This window comes from Serratia sp. Ag1 (assembly GCF_000743355.1).
In the GTDB taxonomy this organism is placed as follows: Bacteria; Pseudomonadota; Gammaproteobacteria; order Enterobacterales; family Enterobacteriaceae; genus Chania.
Map to the genome: position 1 here is coordinate 1 of NZ_JQEI01000029.1, position 14,526 is coordinate 14,526.

Annotated in this window: 23 protein-coding genes and 1 pseudogene; 20 read left to right on the forward strand and 4 right to left on the reverse strand. The window is 52.7% G+C overall.

Going from position 1 to position 14,526, the window contains the following annotated elements; genetic code table 11:
* Nucleotides 1-164 precede the first annotated feature (164 nt).
* Together IV04_RS17795 and IV04_RS17800 are read right to left on the reverse strand one after the other, a co-directional pair.
* Complete coding sequence (locus IV04_RS17795) at nt 165-887, reverse strand: transglycosylase SLT domain-containing protein (RefSeq protein WP_037403282.1); 723 nt, start codon at nt 885-887, stop codon at nt 165-167.
* 2 nt (nt 888-889) lie between these two features.
* Nucleotides 890-1,261, reverse strand: coding sequence for a putative holin (locus IV04_RS17800; RefSeq protein WP_037403284.1), 372 nt, complete (start codon nt 1,259-1,261; stop codon nt 890-892).
* 130 nt (nt 1,262-1,391) lie between these two features.
* Here IV04_RS17800 and IV04_RS17805 point away from each other — a divergent pair, with 130 nt between their 5' ends.
* Both IV04_RS17805 and IV04_RS17810 read left to right on the forward strand, forming a co-directional pair.
* Nucleotides 1,392-2,108: an ATP-binding protein gene (locus IV04_RS17805; RefSeq protein ID WP_037403285.1), complete on the forward strand. Its 717-nt coding sequence runs from the start codon at nt 1,392-1,394 to the stop codon at nt 2,106-2,108.
* A gap of 181 nt (nt 2,109-2,289) precedes the next feature.
* Complete coding sequence (locus tag IV04_RS17810; protein ID WP_037403286.1) at nt 2,290-3,060, forward strand: DNA adenine methylase; 771 nt, start codon at nt 2,290-2,292, stop codon at nt 3,058-3,060.
* 46 nt (nt 3,061-3,106) lie between these two features.
* On the opposite strand, the gene IV04_RS17815 is transcribed toward IV04_RS17810, so the two are convergent.
* Complete coding sequence (locus tag IV04_RS17815) at nt 3,107-3,460, reverse strand: helix-turn-helix domain-containing protein (RefSeq protein WP_037403287.1); 354 nt, start codon at nt 3,458-3,460, stop codon at nt 3,107-3,109.
* 92 nt (nt 3,461-3,552) lie between these two features.
* Between IV04_RS17815 and IV04_RS24755 the strand changes: the two genes are divergently transcribed.
* From IV04_RS24755 to IV04_RS17910, 18 genes are all read left to right on the forward strand, one after another.
* A complete protein-coding gene (locus tag IV04_RS24755; protein WP_051916857.1) occupies nt 3,553-4,107 on the forward strand; it encodes a Mor transcription activator family protein in 555 nt (184 codons plus the stop codon).
* Nucleotides 4,108-4,162: 55 nt separating this feature from the next.
* On the forward strand, nt 4,163-4,351 hold the full coding sequence (locus IV04_RS17825) for a DNA-binding protein (protein ID WP_037403289.1): 189 nt from the start codon (nt 4,163-4,165) through the stop codon (nt 4,349-4,351).
* Nucleotides 4,352-4,411: 60 nt separating this feature from the next.
* The gene (locus tag IV04_RS17830) at nt 4,412-4,723 is read left to right on the forward strand and encodes a helix-turn-helix domain-containing protein (protein ID WP_037403291.1); all 312 of its coding nucleotides are present in this window, start codon (nt 4,412-4,414) and stop codon (nt 4,721-4,723) included.
* Nucleotides 4,724-4,734: 11 nt separating this feature from the next.
* Nucleotides 4,735-5,664: a DUF3102 domain-containing protein gene (locus tag IV04_RS17835; RefSeq protein WP_037403292.1), complete on the forward strand. Its 930-nt coding sequence runs from the start codon at nt 4,735-4,737 to the stop codon at nt 5,662-5,664.
* Between the two features lie 3 nt (nt 5,665-5,667).
* A complete protein-coding gene (locus IV04_RS17840; protein WP_037403293.1) occupies nt 5,668-7,473 on the forward strand; it encodes a DDE-type integrase/transposase/recombinase in 1,806 nt (601 codons plus the stop codon).
* 13 nt (nt 7,474-7,486) lie between these two features.
* A complete protein-coding gene (locus IV04_RS17845; RefSeq protein ID WP_037403295.1) occupies nt 7,487-8,668 on the forward strand; it encodes an ExeA family protein in 1,182 nt (393 codons plus the stop codon).
* A gap of 283 nt (nt 8,669-8,951) precedes the next feature.
* Nucleotides 8,952-9,239 (forward strand): hypothetical protein, encoded by a 288-nt coding sequence (locus tag IV04_RS17855; RefSeq protein WP_051916858.1) that lies wholly within the window; start codon nt 8,952-8,954, stop codon nt 9,237-9,239.
* Nucleotides 9,240-9,476, forward strand: coding sequence for a hypothetical protein (locus tag IV04_RS17860; RefSeq protein WP_037403298.1), 237 nt, complete (start codon nt 9,240-9,242; stop codon nt 9,474-9,476).
* 42 nt (nt 9,477-9,518) lie between these two features.
* A complete protein-coding gene (locus IV04_RS17865) occupies nt 9,519-10,130 on the forward strand; it encodes a DUF3164 family protein (RefSeq protein WP_037403299.1) in 612 nt (203 codons plus the stop codon).
* 107 nt (nt 10,131-10,237) lie between these two features.
* Nucleotides 10,238-10,429 (forward strand): hypothetical protein, encoded by a 192-nt coding sequence (locus tag IV04_RS17870; protein ID WP_037403300.1) that lies wholly within the window; start codon nt 10,238-10,240, stop codon nt 10,427-10,429.
* Nucleotides 10,422-10,697 carry a hypothetical protein gene (locus IV04_RS17875; protein WP_037403302.1) on the forward strand — a complete coding sequence of 92 codons (276 nt, stop codon included), beginning with the start codon at nt 10,422-10,424 and terminating at the stop codon, nt 10,695-10,697. Before IV04_RS17870 ends, IV04_RS17875 begins: the two co-directional genes overlap by 8 nt.
* Nucleotides 10,687-11,370, forward strand: coding sequence for a DUF2786 domain-containing protein (locus IV04_RS17880; RefSeq protein ID WP_037403304.1), 684 nt, complete (start codon nt 10,687-10,689; stop codon nt 11,368-11,370). The genes IV04_RS17875 and IV04_RS17880 overlap by 11 nt, the downstream gene beginning before the upstream one ends.
* Nucleotides 11,370-11,582 carry a hypothetical protein gene (locus IV04_RS17885; RefSeq protein WP_037403305.1) on the forward strand — a complete coding sequence of 71 codons (213 nt, stop codon included), beginning with the start codon at nt 11,370-11,372 and terminating at the stop codon, nt 11,580-11,582. Before IV04_RS17880 ends, IV04_RS17885 begins: the two co-directional genes overlap by 1 nt.
* Nucleotides 11,583-11,590: 8 nt before the next feature.
* Nucleotides 11,591-12,016, forward strand: a complete 426-nt coding sequence (locus IV04_RS17890) for a gp16 family protein (RefSeq protein WP_037403307.1) — start codon at nt 11,591-11,593, stop codon at nt 12,014-12,016.
* The gene (locus IV04_RS17895; protein WP_037403308.1) at nt 12,013-12,390 is read left to right on the forward strand and encodes a Mor transcription activator family protein; all 378 of its coding nucleotides are present in this window, start codon (nt 12,013-12,015) and stop codon (nt 12,388-12,390) included. The genes IV04_RS17890 and IV04_RS17895 overlap by 4 nt, the downstream gene beginning before the upstream one ends.
* Before the next feature lie 136 nt (nt 12,391-12,526).
* On the forward strand, nt 12,527-13,168 hold the full coding sequence (locus IV04_RS17900) for a hypothetical protein (protein WP_037403309.1): 642 nt from the start codon (nt 12,527-12,529) through the stop codon (nt 13,166-13,168).
* 617 nt (nt 13,169-13,785) lie between these two features.
* Nucleotides 13,786-13,995 (forward strand): hypothetical protein, encoded by a 210-nt coding sequence (locus IV04_RS17905; RefSeq protein WP_037404548.1) that lies wholly within the window; start codon nt 13,786-13,788, stop codon nt 13,993-13,995.
* Nucleotides 13,996-14,064: 69 nt separating this feature from the next.
* Complete coding sequence (locus IV04_RS17910) at nt 14,065-14,403, forward strand: exo-beta-N-acetylmuramidase NamZ domain-containing protein (RefSeq protein WP_037441205.1); 339 nt, start codon at nt 14,065-14,067, stop codon at nt 14,401-14,403.
* A 16-nt stretch (nt 14,404-14,419) separates the two neighbouring features.
* Here the strand turns inward: IV04_RS17910 and IV04_RS26850 are convergent.
* Nucleotides 14,420-14,503 (reverse strand): annotated as a pseudogene (locus tag IV04_RS26850) (hypothetical protein); the annotation flags it as partial.
* Nucleotides 14,504-14,526 lie beyond the last annotated feature (23 nt).

The window sequence follows — 14,526 nt, forward strand, 5'->3', positions numbered from 1 at the left end:
GATTTTGTGATCCACTACAGTCAACCCTGGCCTGAAGTTCACTCAGCGCGGCGTTGCCTGCCTGCGTGGCGTCCTCATGGCCACGGAGATAGCCTTTCTGATACAGGCCCCCCAAGACCACGGCGACACCGAGCAGGATCAGCATGCCGCGCCAGGGTAATGATTTAAGATCCACAGCTCGTCCCTCCCCAGGTCAGATAGCGGGGCATCAGTTCATGCAGGATGCGACGCGGGTAATGCCGGTTCTCGCGCCAGGCGGCGGCACTTCTCCCGGCGTTGACGGTTTCGACCTGGGTAAACCACACCGTGGGCGTCAACCCTTTTTGCTGCGCCAGCGCTTTGTCCTTGATGACCCAGCCCAGCCCGCCGTTATAGGCCGAGAGGGTCATGGCCATCCGTTCACAGGTGTTGTCTGCTCGGATGCGCTGCCACAACCAGCGGTCATAACTCACCAGGGCGCGGATGGCCCAGGCCGGGTTGAACGGCTCACGGCTGGCCAGGGCAGGCATCACCTGACTGATCCAGTCCGCTGTAGACGGCATAAACTGCGCCAGCCCCTGCGCACCGACAGGCGAGACAGCATCATGGCGCCAGCCGCTTTCCTGATGAAGTTGCGCGGCGAAGTCGGCCACCGGCGCAGACAACCCCCATTCAATACGGGCTGCACGGATAAGCGTGTCGCGGTGCTGCATTGCCGCCAGTGACGGCTGTGCGGCCTGGGCCTGCGAGAAAAAGCCCCCGCTCCAGAGCAACCAGGCGGTGACCGCTGCGCCGAACAGTTGCCACCAGAAACTGAACTTCCCGGTGCGCGGTTCACCGTGCTTTGCGATTGACATTCCCAGACCGAGCGTGACAGCCACAATCCAGGTGATTTGAGGCCAGTTCATCGCTATAGCCCCATCGCAACGCTGAGACAGACCGCCGCCACAATCAGAGCACGGCGGATCAACACAGCAGCAAAGACGCGTTGATCACCGGGATTGACCGGGTACTTGCCTTCTGCCATCAGGACAGGGTCGTGTTTGAGGTACTGGCCTGGACGTGATTTGGGGAACAGCGAGCAGTCAAGCCAGTAGCCGAGCACGGCGGCGAGGGTGATGAGCGATAGCTTGTAAATCACCACCGGCAACTGCTGCGGTGATACCAGGGCGATCAGCACCAGCAGCAATACAGCGGTCAGCAGCCAGCCGCCCAGACGCAGTTGTTTAACATGGGAAAAAAGCGTGGTAATGGGGGTTAATAGCGTTTTGAGGAATTTCATGATCTGTCTCCTTGAGTAAGTGGAGACAGCATGCGGGGAAAGCTGAAGAAGGGATTTTAAACCGCGTTAATAGTTAACAAGGCATGACGACAGCATGATGGCGGCAACAGACATAACGAGGATGTTTACCATGACGGACACACGTAACCCCACCATCGCCATCACCGTTGTCGGTTACCCCGGCACTGGCAAAAGCCGTATTGCATCAATGATTGCTGATAGATTGCGGGGAGAATATGGTGGCGGATGTATTATTGACGCACCAGAACATACTACCGAAGAGTTTCCTCACCCGCGCAGCGGTACCGTGTTTATGGTGAGGGAGGTAAATCCGGTGGATGAGCCTGCTCAAGCGCAAAAAAGCCATTCGCTCCGTCGTATCTGTATGCCCCCTGTTGAAGTCCCAGCCGAACATCAATGCGATGCAAAAAATGGCAGCCCGACACCGTTGCGCTTTGAGGAAATTGCCGCGCTCTATCAAATAAGACCCATTACCGTGGATGATCTTGTTGATAAACCAGTGCCACTTCAGATTCAGGCGCTCTTAAACCGGTTAGGTATTTCGTGTCATGACCCCTACAGCGAAACTGACCTGCAACCGTTGATCGATATCGTCAATTGGACTTTAAGCCCACGGGAGACAAACGTACCGCAAACAGCGAGGGAACGTGAATCAACGCCTCGACAGGCGCTGTCCAGCGAGTTGATGTCTATCATGTCGCCCCACATCGAACGCTATCAGGAACATGAGGTCGTGAATGCAGCCGTTATCGCCTTATTCTCACTGATGACACCACAGACCGTTGTTCGGGAACTGCGCCTTCTGATTGGTAACACCCCTGGCTGAGTAACGCCATCAGGCAAGCCCCCCCAGCAAGACCCGTAAAAAGAGCGGCCCGCCAGGTGGTGGAACACCCGGCGAGCCGTCAACACACAGAACACACCTGTGAGTCAACCGAGGCCCTTCCTGTCATCGACGACGTGGAAAGCCTACCTTATTTTCACTCTATGAAAAAGGCTTACAGAGAATGAAAGACCAATCTTTACCCATTGTTCCCTGGATTGGGGGTAAACGCCGCCTGGCAAAACACATCTTGCCGTTATTCCCGAAGCACACCTGCTATGTCGAGCCGTTCTGCGGCGCGGCGGCGCTGTACTTTTTGAAGGCCCCCAGCAAGACCGAGGTGATCAACGACATTAACGGTGAGTTAGTGAACCTGTATCGCGTGGTCAAGCATCACCTGGAAGAGTTTGTGCGGCAGTTCAAGTGGGCGCTGGTCAGCCGCCAGATTTATAAGTGGCTGCAGGTCACACCGGAAGAAACCCTGACCGATATCCAGCGTGCGGCCCGGTTCTACTACCTGCAAAAACAAGCCTTCGGCGGCAAGGTGGCCGAGCAGACATTTGGGGTATCGACCACCAGTGCGCCCCGTTTCAACCTGCTGCGCATTGAGGAAGAGCTGTCGATGGCGCACCTGCGGTTATCACGCACGCTGATCGAGCACATGGACTGGGCCACCTGCATCAGGCGCTATGATCGGCCCCATACCCTGTTCTACTGCGACCCGCCATACTGGGGGACGGAAGGCTATGGCGTGGACTTCGGCCTGGAGAACTACGATCTGATGGCGGCATTGGCACGCTCACTGCAGGGGCGCATGATTATTTCGGTGAACGATATCCCTGAGATGCGCCAGGCATTCAAGGGTCTCCAGATGCAAAGCGTCGGGATTAGCTACAACCTGCAAACCACGGGTAAGGCCACACGGAAGAAAGAACTGATCATCAGCAATTTTTAATCCAAGGGCGGTGGTAGGCCGCCCATCTTTGGCATCAGACATGATTTTATCCAACAAGCTTACTGGGTTTCGGGTACGCGAGGACTTTGCCCACCTCAAGAATTGCCCTCCGCTGCTCGGGACTCATATCATCGAACGCATCCATTAACTCTTGTTTTTCAGGCGATACAACGGGGGCTTCTTTTGGAACAGTATTGCTCATTCCTGTGAGCAGCCATGTCAAATCGACACCAAATTCTTGGTGTATTCGTAATAGAAAATCTCCACCAGGCATGGCTTTCCCACTTTCTATCTGACTTATCCCACCGTTAGAAATACCGAGACGGGCAGCAAAGTCTCGCTGATTCATACCAGCTCTCTTGCGAATTAAGGCTACGCGCTCACCTACGTCAATGCTCATTAAAATGAATCTCAACTTGCTTTGCTCATTATTGTGAGCAATAATCTATCACATATAAACCAAACATCATTGCATCAACCAAGGAGACAACGATGACCGCAGACCAGATGAAAAAACAGCTCAATCAAAAAGGCCTACTCATGCGGCGGCTGGTTGAACTGGCTGGCAATGACGTTGCCAGCCGCGTGGCTTATGAGTTTGGTGGCCAGATGGTCTATATCCCTTTCGGTTTATGGCTGCCACAGGACACCATCGACGCCATCAATCAGGCGTTTACCGGCAATAACCACATGGAACTGGCACGGCAGTTCCGTGTGAGCATTAACCTTATTTACCACGCTCTTCATAAGAACCAGCAACACCGGATACAGACGGCTGTACAGGCGCACCAGGCAGGCGTGGAAAACGGCACCGAAGTTCACTGGGCAATCCCGGTGACTCAGCAGGCATTGCCAGACCTGATAGAAGTTGTGCTTCAAGCTGTAAAAATGGCCACAAAACGGGAGAGTCAGGATTCGTTTCACCTTGCGCTTGTATCTCTTTCTCCAGCGCAACGAGCAGTTGCTCCCGATCATCGTTCTGAAGACGTGTCAGCAGAAAACCAATCAGGCAATTCAGACCATCCTGGTACTCAGCCTGATCGCTGAGTGCGGGTAATAGGTTTCGTAAATTATTCATCCAGTTATCCCACGGAGTGTAGTTATGACTTCTGAACAGGTAAAAAGCCTTTTCCGCCAGCGCGGCATCACCTTTACCCGCTGGGCTAAAGAAAATGGCTATACACGCAACGAGGTCTATCGCGTGCTTAACGGCCAAGCCAAGGCCAACTACGGCAAGGCCCACGAGATTGCCGTCAAGCTGGGCCTCAAGCCCGGCACCGTCGCAGCATGACCCATGCTTGCAGTAAGTGTAACAGCGTTTCACCTGTAGAAAAGAGGGTAAGCATTGATTATGACGATTTCGACCAACGCCTCCTCATCAATCAAGCGTGCTCTGCGCGTCATGAAAGCGCTGAAGGGGCATTCACTCAACGGTATTTCCAATGGGGAACTGGCCAAGGCGCTGAATGAGTCTCCCGCCAATATCACCCGCGCCTTGAACACGCTAGTTGACGAAGGCATGGCCCAGCGCCTGGACTCGGGGCGCTATGCCCCCGGCATGATGCTGTTGCAGATTGCGCAGTCCTTTGCCAACGAAATGGCCTCTACACAGGCCCGGATAGCAGAAATGAACCAGCGCGTGCTTGCTGGTAGCCGTAACTAAGGAGTGACGAAATGGCTCGGCCAAAAAACACCAGTACCACACAGCTTGCTGAAGATGTACCACTGGCAGGAGACCTGCAACTTAACCTGAATGCCATGACCGAACATCGCCTGCAGATTATGGCGCAGTTTGGTGACGGCTTGCCTTACGAGCGTGAACGTATTGTTCATGAGGCCCGGTTCTATATGGCGCAAAGTGCTGAGGCCATGCTGGAGGCTGGCAAGCGCCTAATTATCCTCAAAGAAAATGAACCCCATGGCGATTTTTCTCTCATTATCACAGAACAGCTAGGCATGGCTGAACGGACAGCACGCTTGATGATGCAAGCTGCCGTTAAATACCACTCGCCTCAACTTGAATCAAAACGGCAAGCGCTTGCCGTTTTGGGGAAAACCAAACTCTTTGAGTTAATGACTGAGGACGATGAGGAACTGGCTGAACTGGCTGATGGCGGCACCATCGCTGGCATGACGCTGGACGATATCGACCGCATGACCAGCCGTGAACTCAAAGCCGCCCTGCGTGAAACCCGTGAGGATTTGGACGCCAAACGCCGCACCGTGGCGGAAAAAGACGAGAAAATCAACGAGCTGAAAGAAACTCGTGAAAAGCTCAAACGTCTTCCTGTTGATGTAGCGATCAATGAACTGCGTGGGCAACTCTCTGACCTGGCTGAAGAAATGGTCAGAAAAACCATGGGCAGCATCACAGACGGCTTTGCTCGCCTGGATGAAGACACCCTGGCACGAGGTGTGCCCCATACCGGCTTTATGGCCGGTCTACTGTTGGATATTGAACGTGAAATCCAGTGCCTGCGCTCACGTTTCGATTTGCCTGAACTGCCTGTCCAGACCGAGCCTGAGTGGATCAACGGCCCCACCGAGGATGATAAGAATTTCCAGCGGCCTGATTTTCTGACCGACTCCAGCGAGGAACGCTAATCCATGAACGCCATCCTAAACGAACGACTGGTAGAGATTGCCAAGGAAGCCCGGATGGCACCGCACGGGGCAAAAGAAGCCATCTATCAAACAGCCTGTGAGGAGTTGCAGATCAGCAAGTCCACGCTGTTGAAAAAGCTGAAAACCGTGGCTTACACCAAGCCACGTAAAAAACGCAGTGATGCCGGTAAGAGCATCATCAGTGAAGCGGAAGTCAAAACCATCGCGGCAGCTATCAAGGGATCAACGCGCATGACCAGCAAACGGCTTTACAGCATTGAGCAGGCCACCGACGATTGTCGCCGTAATGGCATGGTTCAGGCGGGTCTGGTAGATCAAGAGACCGGTGAGTTCACGCCCGTGCATAAAGACACCGTGCGTCGTGCCTTGCTGAAGCACCGCCTTCACCCTACCCAGATGAAAATTGCCGCGCCACATGTTCGCCTGGTCAGTCGTCACCCCAATCATGTCTGGCAGTTGGATGCCTCAATCTGCGTGTTGTTCTACCTGAAAAACCCCAAGAAAATCAGCAAAGCTATCCGCCTGGGGCAGTCCAACCTCTACATGATGCCAGAGGCGGAATTCAACAAAAACAAGCCTGACAACCTTGACCGCATCGCCAAAGACCGGGTGTGGTCGTTTGAAATCACCGACCACACCAGCGGGTGGATCTATGTCGAATACCAGTTTGGTGGTGAAACCTCGGCCAACTTCGCCAGCGTTCTCATCAATGCCATGCAGGAGCGTGAAGGCGCGGACATTTTGCACGGCGTTCCTGAAATCCTGTTCACCGACCCCGGTTCGGCGTTAAAAGCCCCGACGCTGGGCAACCTGTGTAAATCGCTAGGGGTCAGGATGATCCCGCACAAGGCACGGAATGCCCGTGCAACCGGGTCGGTAGAAAAGGCGCGTGACATTATTGAGCGACAGTTCGAAGGGCGTCTCAGCTTCCAGCAGGTTAACGACCTGGACGACCTTAACGACAAAGCCCGTGCCTGGCGCATGCTGTTCAACCGCAAGAATATCCATAGCCGCCATGGTGAAACCCGCACCGCCAAGTGGTTGGCGGGTATCCGTGGCCATCTGGTCAAGGCACCGCCACTGGACGTTTGCCGGGAATTGGCGGTTTCCACCCCCGAAAGCCGCAAGGTTCGGGGTGACATGTCCGTACCGTTCAAAGGCAAAAGCTATAACCTGCGCCCACTGGTTGAACAGGATTTAGTTTGCGTCGGCGAGTCGGTGCTGATCACCGTCGTCCCCCTCAAAGAGAATGTGGCGCGGGTCGTGCTGCATGATGACAACGGCATGGAATGCTTTTATCAGGTTGACGAAATCATGCTGGATGAGAACGGCTTCCCTATCGATGCACCCGTTATAGGCGAATCTTTTGCCCCAGTTCCCCAGACATTGCTTGAACGTAACAAGGCAGAGCTGGATCAACTGCTGACTGAAACAACCTCTGCGGCTGATGCGCAAGCTGCGCTCAAGGCTAGAACACTGCCGTTCGGTGGCCGACTGAATCCCTTCAAGGATATTGAAGAGGATATCGCGCCGACCTATCTGCCCGTCCGCGGGGAGGCTTCCAAGGTGCGTGGCCCACGCATTGAGCAATTTTTAAATCCGGTAGAGGTGGTACGTACCCTGCGTGAACAGTTCAAACAGCAGGGGAAAACCTGGAACAGCACATTCTATACCGATATCACGACCCGCTTCCCTGATGGCGTTCCCGCCGACCAGGTAGACGCGTTGGCCGCTGAATACATGGCGCTGACCTCCGATGTGGTGGTCAGGTTGGTTAACAGCAAGTAACCCAGGAGGAGTCATGCTGGCATTCAAGCAACAGCTACAGGCACACCAGCTTACGCAAAGTGCGGTGGCCGTGGCTGTCGGGATATCAGAAGCGGCGCTGGCGCAGATTGTGAATCACAACCAGTGGCCACGGCAGCATGCCGATGCGGTTCGCCAGCGCATCACCGCGTTTCTGGCACAGAAAGGTATTGATACCACTGGCAGTTTTGACGAGGTGCAGGCTGATGCAGTGCAGCCAGTCGACACCAGGACGATCACCGACACATCCCTGACCGATAAAGAGGAAAATATGTTACTGAAAAAGCAGGTATTGCTTCCTGACACCCGTAAACACTTTGGCATCTTCCGCAACCCGTTTGATGAAGCGGCCATGCAAAGCACCGAAGACGTTTTTCTGACGCCGGAAAGCCGCTACGTGCGTGAATCCATGTACCAGACGGCGAAATACGGTGGATTCATTGCAGTGCATGGCGAGTCAGGCTCAGGCAAATCCACGTTGCGCCGCGACCTGATTGACCGCATCAACCGGGAACATGCCCCCATTGTTGTCATTGAACCCTATGTGCTGGCGATGGAAGACAATGACCGCACCGGTAAGACGCTGAAAGCGGCCAGTATTGCCGAAGCCATCCTCAGCACCATCGCCCCGCTGGAGCGCCTTAAATCGGCACCCGAGGCCCGTTTTCGCCAGTTGCACCGCATTTTGAAAGAGAGCGCCAGAGTCGGACATAGCCACGTTCTGATCATTGAAGAAGCCCACTGCCTGCCAGTGCCGACACTGAAGCACCTGAAGCGCTTCTTTGAACTGGAAGACGGGTTCAAAAAGCTGATTTCCATCATCCTGATTGGCCAGCCCGAACTGCAGCAGAAGTTATCTGAGCGCAGCCAGGAAGTTCGCGAGGTTGTACAGCGTTGCGAACTGGTGAGGCTTGACCCGCTGGACGCGCACCTGGATGCATTTCTGGCCCATAAGTTTACCCGTGCAGGCGTCGAGATGGACAAGGTGTTGGCCCCGTCAGCGGTGGACGCCGTTCGCGAACGGCTCAGCCTGCGCCGGAAAAACGGTAACAGCGCCGTCGAGACCGTCAGCCTGCTCTACCCGCTGGCCATCGGTAACCTGGTCACTGCCGCCATGAATCTGGCCGCAGAAAATGACATCCCTATTGTGGATGCCAATATCATCCGCAGCATATAAAGGAAAGCGCCATGAGTCGTTCTATCGCAGCGAAACAGCGTCGTTCAAACCGAATGACACTGAGGCACAAAGGGAAGCATGTTCATCTGCACTTTGTTGAAGATTTCTCCGATTGTGAGTTTGGTGGTGAGCCTCGCCAGTACGTCAGATTATTAGCCCACAGACGTGGGGCACGCCGTTACCGTGCCAAGCCTGCTTTCATGGCCCGGTGGTATCTCAGAGAGCTGCTCCCCCAATTGCATCCAGGGCGGTGGGCAGAGGTTGTTTTCGAAGGAGTGACACCATGAGAAACCGGTTAATTATTCCCTGTGACAACATGCCTATCCAGATACAGCTTGCCTCTTCTGGCCTGGCAATAACGCAACTCAATACCATGGGATTTACTGTTGAACGGGTTGAACTGGATGGGTATACCCGGCCCACCATCACCGTCCAGTATGACGCCAACTGCCGGAACAGGCAGGAGAACGGCGAGGCCGTCAAGTATGCGTATGGCACGGATGAATGCGGCAAGTATGAGAGGTATCAAATTCAGCTTTGTAACTGCCGCATTAGCTGGGAGGTGCGGTAAATGAGCACATTAAAAATCAACATTACAGCAACTGCGACGGTGCGTTATAGCAAAACTGTTGAAATGGAAGAGGCAGATTACAAGCGTTACCTGACCATCTGCGATTCCGACCTATCTAGCAGAGAAATAGACCAGGAAGTTACAGAGTTGGCGATTAAATACGGCTTCGAACCATGCGACGATCAAATTGAAGATATCAACGACCCTGAAGATATTGAGTTTGACGTAATCAATTAATCCAAAATAAAAGAGTGTTTACACTGAAAAGGTATACAGAAAATGAAAGACATTAATAAAGATGACTATATGCCAGACCGTAAAGGCCGACTGGTGCCGGTTGCTCAGGTTTCTGATTATGACCTCGCGATGGATTCCTTCGTCAAAGAACAGGTCGCGGCGGCAAAGACCAAAAGTGTCGAACTGCGTGAGTTCAAGCGTCGTGCCTTTGATGAATGTTATGCCTGGCTTGATCTCGTTGCCGAGAAGTATGGGCGAACCCGTGGTGGCGCTAAAGGTAATGTGTCGTTCAGCAGCTTTGATGGCCGTCAGCAAATCACCATAAAGGTGCAGGACTCCCTGACTTTTGGGCCAGAACTGCAAATTGCCAAAGACCTGATTGATGAGTGCCTCACCGAGTGGTCGGAAGGCGCGAACGCCAACCTGCGGGCACTTATCAGCGATGCTTTCCAGGTGGATAAGGAAGGCCAACTCAATACCGGGCGTATCCTGTCCCTTCGGCGTATCAAGATTGAAGACGAACGCTGGAGTAAAGCCATGGACGCCATATCTGAATCATTACAGGTGGCCGTATCGAAAACATATATTAATTTTCGTGAAAAAGACGACTCAGGGAAATTGATTAATATCCCGTTAGATATCGCCGCCATTTAATTTAAATAAAACTTTCGTTTATTTCGGCTTCAACGCCGTGGGCTTCTGCACGCCGAAAACAGCGTAAGGAAGCCAGTTTAACCATCAAATATAGCGGAGATCCAGCAATGCCTATTCATTGCACGCAGTGCAAACAGCCCGTATCTCAACTGAACCTGAAGCAGGCTGACGTGGTTCAAACGCCAGAATTCAGCGAGTGGATTGTCGACTTGATCCTGGTCTGCCCACACTGCAGCCAGCAATACGCCGCAGCGCTTCCCTCCGGCGACCTCGCCCCGATGGAGACCCACAATGGATAAACTCGCCCTGTACCGGCAAGCCCTGCAAGTGTTTGGTTACGACAAACAGTTATGCAAGCTGGCCGAGGAGGCCAGCGAGCTGGCTGCCGAGTCCAACCGCCTGTTGAACCATCAAGGTCTCGAGCGGCGTCTGGCCAGTGAAATGGCCGACGTGGAGATCATGATCGAACAGTTCCGCCATAACGGTCTGGCAAGCCTGATTGACTTTCATAAACAGCAAAAGCTAGAGCGCCTGGCTAAGCGCTTGGGAGTGACCTATGAGCAATGAAAAAATCATGGACAAGCTGAAGAAGCTGTACGCTTTGTCTAAATCCAGCAATCCACACGAGGCGGCAGTGGCCCTGCAACGCGCCCAGAAGCTGATGCAACACCATGGTATCGACCAGTCTGACCTGGAGTTGAGTGATATCAGCGAAAGCATCAGTGACTACTGGCCTGTGGGCGGCTCACGCCCCCCTACCTATATGTTGGGCCTGCTTGCCATCATCAGGGATGCGTTTGCTGTTCAGTCCTTGTTGCTTTCTGGCATCAGCACCCGTGTCAGCTTTTACGGCCCTCAGAATCGTGCTGTTCTGGCGTCTTATACCTTTGAAGTGCTGGGGCGTCAGTTGATGAAAGCCCGTCAAAACTTTATCAAAACACAGAACAAACGCCTCAAAACCACCACCAAGACCAGCCGAGGGGACAAGTTCGCCGAGGGCTGGATCATCGCCGTTCTCAACGAAATTGAAAAGCTGGCCATGACAGCGCGGGAAGAAGACTTGACGCGCCGTTGGCTGGAGAAAAAGTACACCCATACAGAGGAACTGAACGGGCGCGAGGCTCGTAACGCCAGAGGTGCGGTGGAGGCCAGACGGGCTGGCTATCAGGAAGGTCGCCAGGTGCAACTGCACCAACCGGTGGATGGTCAGGAGCAGCGAAAAATCGGAGGGGTAGCGTAATGGAATGGTTAATTTGCAACTTCGACTTCTTCTTTAGTTGTCTGTTTTGGTTCTGTTATATCGGCTGGTCTGTTGCCGAACTGCATCGCCAGGCTGGATGCTTCAAACGTTACCGGGGGATCAAGCTGGTACTGGCCTGGTCAGCCATTTTCCTATTGTGGCCGCTGGCCCTACCGTTGTTTGTCGACTCACTGAAACATGGCAGGCTTTAGGAGGGCTTATGTCGAAGCAGAAACTTATCCAGCTTATTCACATCGCCAGTAGCGAACTCAAGCTGGATAAAGACACCTACAGCCAGATGCTGCTTACCCTCACGGGGAAAACCTCCACACGCGACATGGACGTTCCCCAACTGACCAAGGTATTTAAATCTCTAAAGGGTAAAGGCTTCAAGGTTCGCCCTGCGAAGAAGGCGCGAGCACAGCGCCCCCTGGATGATAGCCCTCAGTCGAAGAAAATCCGGGCTTTGTGGCTGGAAATGGCCGGTCAGGGGATTGTTCGTGACCGTTCGGAGCAGGCCCTGGCTCGTTGGATCAAGCGTGAAACCGGTGTTGATAGCCTGCAATGGCTTGAGCCAGAGCAGGCCAGCAGCGCCATTGAGAAGCTCAAACAGTGGCAACACCGCGCAGTGAGGAAGCCATCATGAGTGATGATAATCAGTTTCGCAGCAAAGGCCCCGAGCTGCTGGTTGAACTGGCGCAACACACCGCCAAGATCATCCGCGAGATTATTGACATTGACCCGGCGCTGGCCGAACAGATAGGAGAGGCTGTGGCAAACAGAATGATGCAGGTGTGGGGTGGGCAAAACGTCTACTTCCCGATGGGGATGATCTGGAAGCTGGGTGTCCGTGATCGGGAAATCTTTAATGCGTTTAATGGCCGCAACCATCAGGAACTGGCCAGCCAGTTTCATGTTTCGGTTCAGTGGATTTACAGCGTTGTGAAACGGGTGAAGAAAGAGGAACTGGATCGCATGCAGGGCAAGCTATTTGATGACAAACCGGACGACGAGAAGTGAATCGTCGCCAATAGCGACCCGCAACGCTTTTTAAAGCCCGTTCAAAAATCTCTGTATTACTCAAAGCACGGTAGACCCCTTACCGTGCTTTTTTTATTCTTACAGCATACACAGTTCTCTATAAAGGAAAATCCTCATGTTTGATGCGTCGCTGTTGAATCTGCCCTGGGCGACCCTGGTCACTCTGGTTTGTGGCTACATAGGCTATTTCATTGCGAACGTGGGGCTGAACGAGCATCACAGGCCCATTGATGTCACGTTTTCCACGCTGGTTTTTGGGCTGCTGGCATCGCTGTTCTACAGCCTGACGCTTCACCTGGACGTCGGTCACTTTCAGCAGTATCTGGCCACGTTCTCTGCGCTGGCCTTTGGTGCTGGCTCAGGCGCATTCTGGCGCAAATATGCCCGCAAGTGGATGTATAAATTCCTGCGCCACCACGATATTTCCTGGTCTGACAACACGAGTTCAGCATGGCAGGCCATGTTCGGCCATACGGAATTCAGAGTTACTGAGATTTATGTCTTCCTGAAGGACGGTTCCGGGTTGTTATGCCGACTGCCAGGCAAGTATGAAGCGTGGCCTAACGGGCCATTTACGCTGGGGAACAAGGGCGACATTACCCTGTATGTCACGCATCGCAAATCAACCAAGGGTAAAGATTGGGTAGAATACGAAGGGCTAGTGGATTCGTCCTGGGGAGCAATGGCAACCTACGTTCCAGTAGAGCAGATTGCCAGGGTGGATATTCGGAGAAAAAAGGTCGATAAGAAGGCGTAGGCTTTAGTCGTTGTCTAGTGGTGCAGATGGCTCTGAGGCACTGGCTTTGTCGTCGACACCGCCGCTTTTTGACGCTACAGTAGGCTCACTTTTAGGGGCCTCCGAATATTCTAGAGTGTCTTTATCTCGGTCATTATTTTGGGTTGTCATTGAAACCATCCTTTTGAAAGAGTTTTGTCGTTGCGGGCTTGATTCTAGTTTACTCAGAAGGGTGGTTTCAATGGGGTGATTCTGTTTCAACTGGTGTAAAGGAATTACAATCTCGATTCACCAGAACTCACTACAACTCGCTCTAACTCGTTATTTATCTCACGTTGTCGTTCTAAATATCTCACGTCTGATCAAATAGTGCGGCTCATTTGACGAGCTCGCTGGTATCTTGATTTTGGCACGACACTTTTATACCCGATAGCGTTGAGATGCAGAATGTTGCTATGCATCTGTAGCCTATCAATCTATACCCAAAATAATTCGAGTAGCTTGTAGGCGGCAACCGAATGAATCCCCAGGAGCTTACTTGAGTCAGTGACTGGGGTGAGTGAGGGCAGCCAACACCCAAGCAACTTGAAGTATGACGGGTATAAAGGGTATAGCGTGAAAGATTCAGGAGGGGTCAGATGGAAACCTTAGAAAGGTGCTATGTGTATGCGAAAAATACGAGCAATATGGATTTTCTCGCGTCTACAGTAGCATTCTTGGAATTCCAGGGACGGCAAATTAATGCCCAGGATGTGGCAGGCAATATGTCCCGTGAGCAAAGTGATAGCTTCTTTGCGCGGTTAAATCATTACCGTGCGATTTACAAAAAGCAGACACAGCTGTCGTAAAATACCAAAAGCCCCGATTGCTCGGGGCTTTTTTCATCGGTTGATGTGTATTAGTCGCAATTAATTGCATTGCAGGCTCAATATAATTTTACCGTCACCACACTTTTCTCGGTAGAACATGGACTACGGGGCAATGAAGAAGCTGGATTTGGCGATAAAGATTATATCGACCCCGCAACTGGCCTGCAGGCCTGGTCGCTGTACGGCAATGATGCGAATGGCAAACGATTAGCTCACCCTTCCGAAGAAAAATTAGCCAACGTCGATGTGGTGATTTTTGATCTGCAGGATGTCGGGGTGCGGTTCTTCACCTATACCATCTCAATGCAGTGGATGATGGAAAGCATTCAGGCCTATGGCAAAGAGTTCCTCTTTGCAACACTTCCAAACCTTGCTCAATATCCCTGATGTTCAAGATATCATTCGCTTTGAAAGGCAATATCCATTCTATTATATTGTGTTCTTTAATTACTACCCTTTCTATTCTGCCAGGGATCACTCTCAACACCAACTTCTTCGATGATAAATCTT

What these genes read in the sequence shown, in the direction of transcription:
- IV04_RS17795 (WP_037403282.1), bottom strand. Translation starts at nt 887, where the DNA reads ATGAACTGGCCTCAAATCACCTGGATTGTGGCTGTCACGCTCGGTCTG.
- IV04_RS17800 (WP_037403284.1), bottom strand. Translation starts at nt 1,261, where the DNA reads ATGAAATTCCTCAAAACGCTATTAACCCCCATTACCACGCTTTTTTCC.
- IV04_RS17805 (WP_037403285.1), top strand. Translation starts at nt 1,392, where the DNA reads ATGACGGACACACGTAACCCCACCATCGCCATCACCGTTGTCGGTTAC.
- IV04_RS17810 (WP_037403286.1), top strand. Translation starts at nt 2,290, where the DNA reads ATGAAAGACCAATCTTTACCCATTGTTCCCTGGATTGGGGGTAAACGC.
- IV04_RS17815 (WP_037403287.1), bottom strand. Translation starts at nt 3,460, where the DNA reads ATGAGCATTGACGTAGGTGAGCGCGTAGCCTTAATTCGCAAGAGAGCT.
- IV04_RS24755 (WP_051916857.1), top strand. Translation starts at nt 3,553, where the DNA reads ATGACCGCAGACCAGATGAAAAAACAGCTCAATCAAAAAGGCCTACTC.
- IV04_RS17825 (WP_037403289.1), top strand. Translation starts at nt 4,163, where the DNA reads ATGACTTCTGAACAGGTAAAAAGCCTTTTCCGCCAGCGCGGCATCACC.
- IV04_RS17830 (WP_037403291.1), top strand. Translation starts at nt 4,412, where the DNA reads ATGACGATTTCGACCAACGCCTCCTCATCAATCAAGCGTGCTCTGCGC.
- IV04_RS17835 (WP_037403292.1), top strand. Translation starts at nt 4,735, where the DNA reads ATGGCTCGGCCAAAAAACACCAGTACCACACAGCTTGCTGAAGATGTA.
- IV04_RS17840 (WP_037403293.1), top strand. Translation starts at nt 5,668, where the DNA reads ATGAACGCCATCCTAAACGAACGACTGGTAGAGATTGCCAAGGAAGCC.
- IV04_RS17845 (WP_037403295.1), top strand. Translation starts at nt 7,487, where the DNA reads ATGCTGGCATTCAAGCAACAGCTACAGGCACACCAGCTTACGCAAAGT.
- IV04_RS17855 (WP_051916858.1), top strand. Translation starts at nt 8,952, where the DNA reads ATGAGAAACCGGTTAATTATTCCCTGTGACAACATGCCTATCCAGATA.
- IV04_RS17860 (WP_037403298.1), top strand. Translation starts at nt 9,240, where the DNA reads ATGAGCACATTAAAAATCAACATTACAGCAACTGCGACGGTGCGTTAT.
- IV04_RS17865 (WP_037403299.1), top strand. Translation starts at nt 9,519, where the DNA reads ATGAAAGACATTAATAAAGATGACTATATGCCAGACCGTAAAGGCCGA.
- IV04_RS17870 (WP_037403300.1), top strand. Translation starts at nt 10,238, where the DNA reads ATGCCTATTCATTGCACGCAGTGCAAACAGCCCGTATCTCAACTGAAC.
- IV04_RS17875 (WP_037403302.1), top strand. Translation starts at nt 10,422, where the DNA reads ATGGATAAACTCGCCCTGTACCGGCAAGCCCTGCAAGTGTTTGGTTAC.
- IV04_RS17880 (WP_037403304.1), top strand. Translation starts at nt 10,687, where the DNA reads ATGAGCAATGAAAAAATCATGGACAAGCTGAAGAAGCTGTACGCTTTG.
- IV04_RS17885 (WP_037403305.1), top strand. Translation starts at nt 11,370, where the DNA reads ATGGAATGGTTAATTTGCAACTTCGACTTCTTCTTTAGTTGTCTGTTT.
- IV04_RS17890 (WP_037403307.1), top strand. Translation starts at nt 11,591, where the DNA reads ATGTCGAAGCAGAAACTTATCCAGCTTATTCACATCGCCAGTAGCGAA.
- IV04_RS17895 (WP_037403308.1), top strand. Translation starts at nt 12,013, where the DNA reads ATGAGTGATGATAATCAGTTTCGCAGCAAAGGCCCCGAGCTGCTGGTT.
- IV04_RS17900 (WP_037403309.1), top strand. Translation starts at nt 12,527, where the DNA reads ATGTTTGATGCGTCGCTGTTGAATCTGCCCTGGGCGACCCTGGTCACT.
- IV04_RS17905 (WP_037404548.1), top strand. Translation starts at nt 13,786, where the DNA reads ATGGAAACCTTAGAAAGGTGCTATGTGTATGCGAAAAATACGAGCAAT.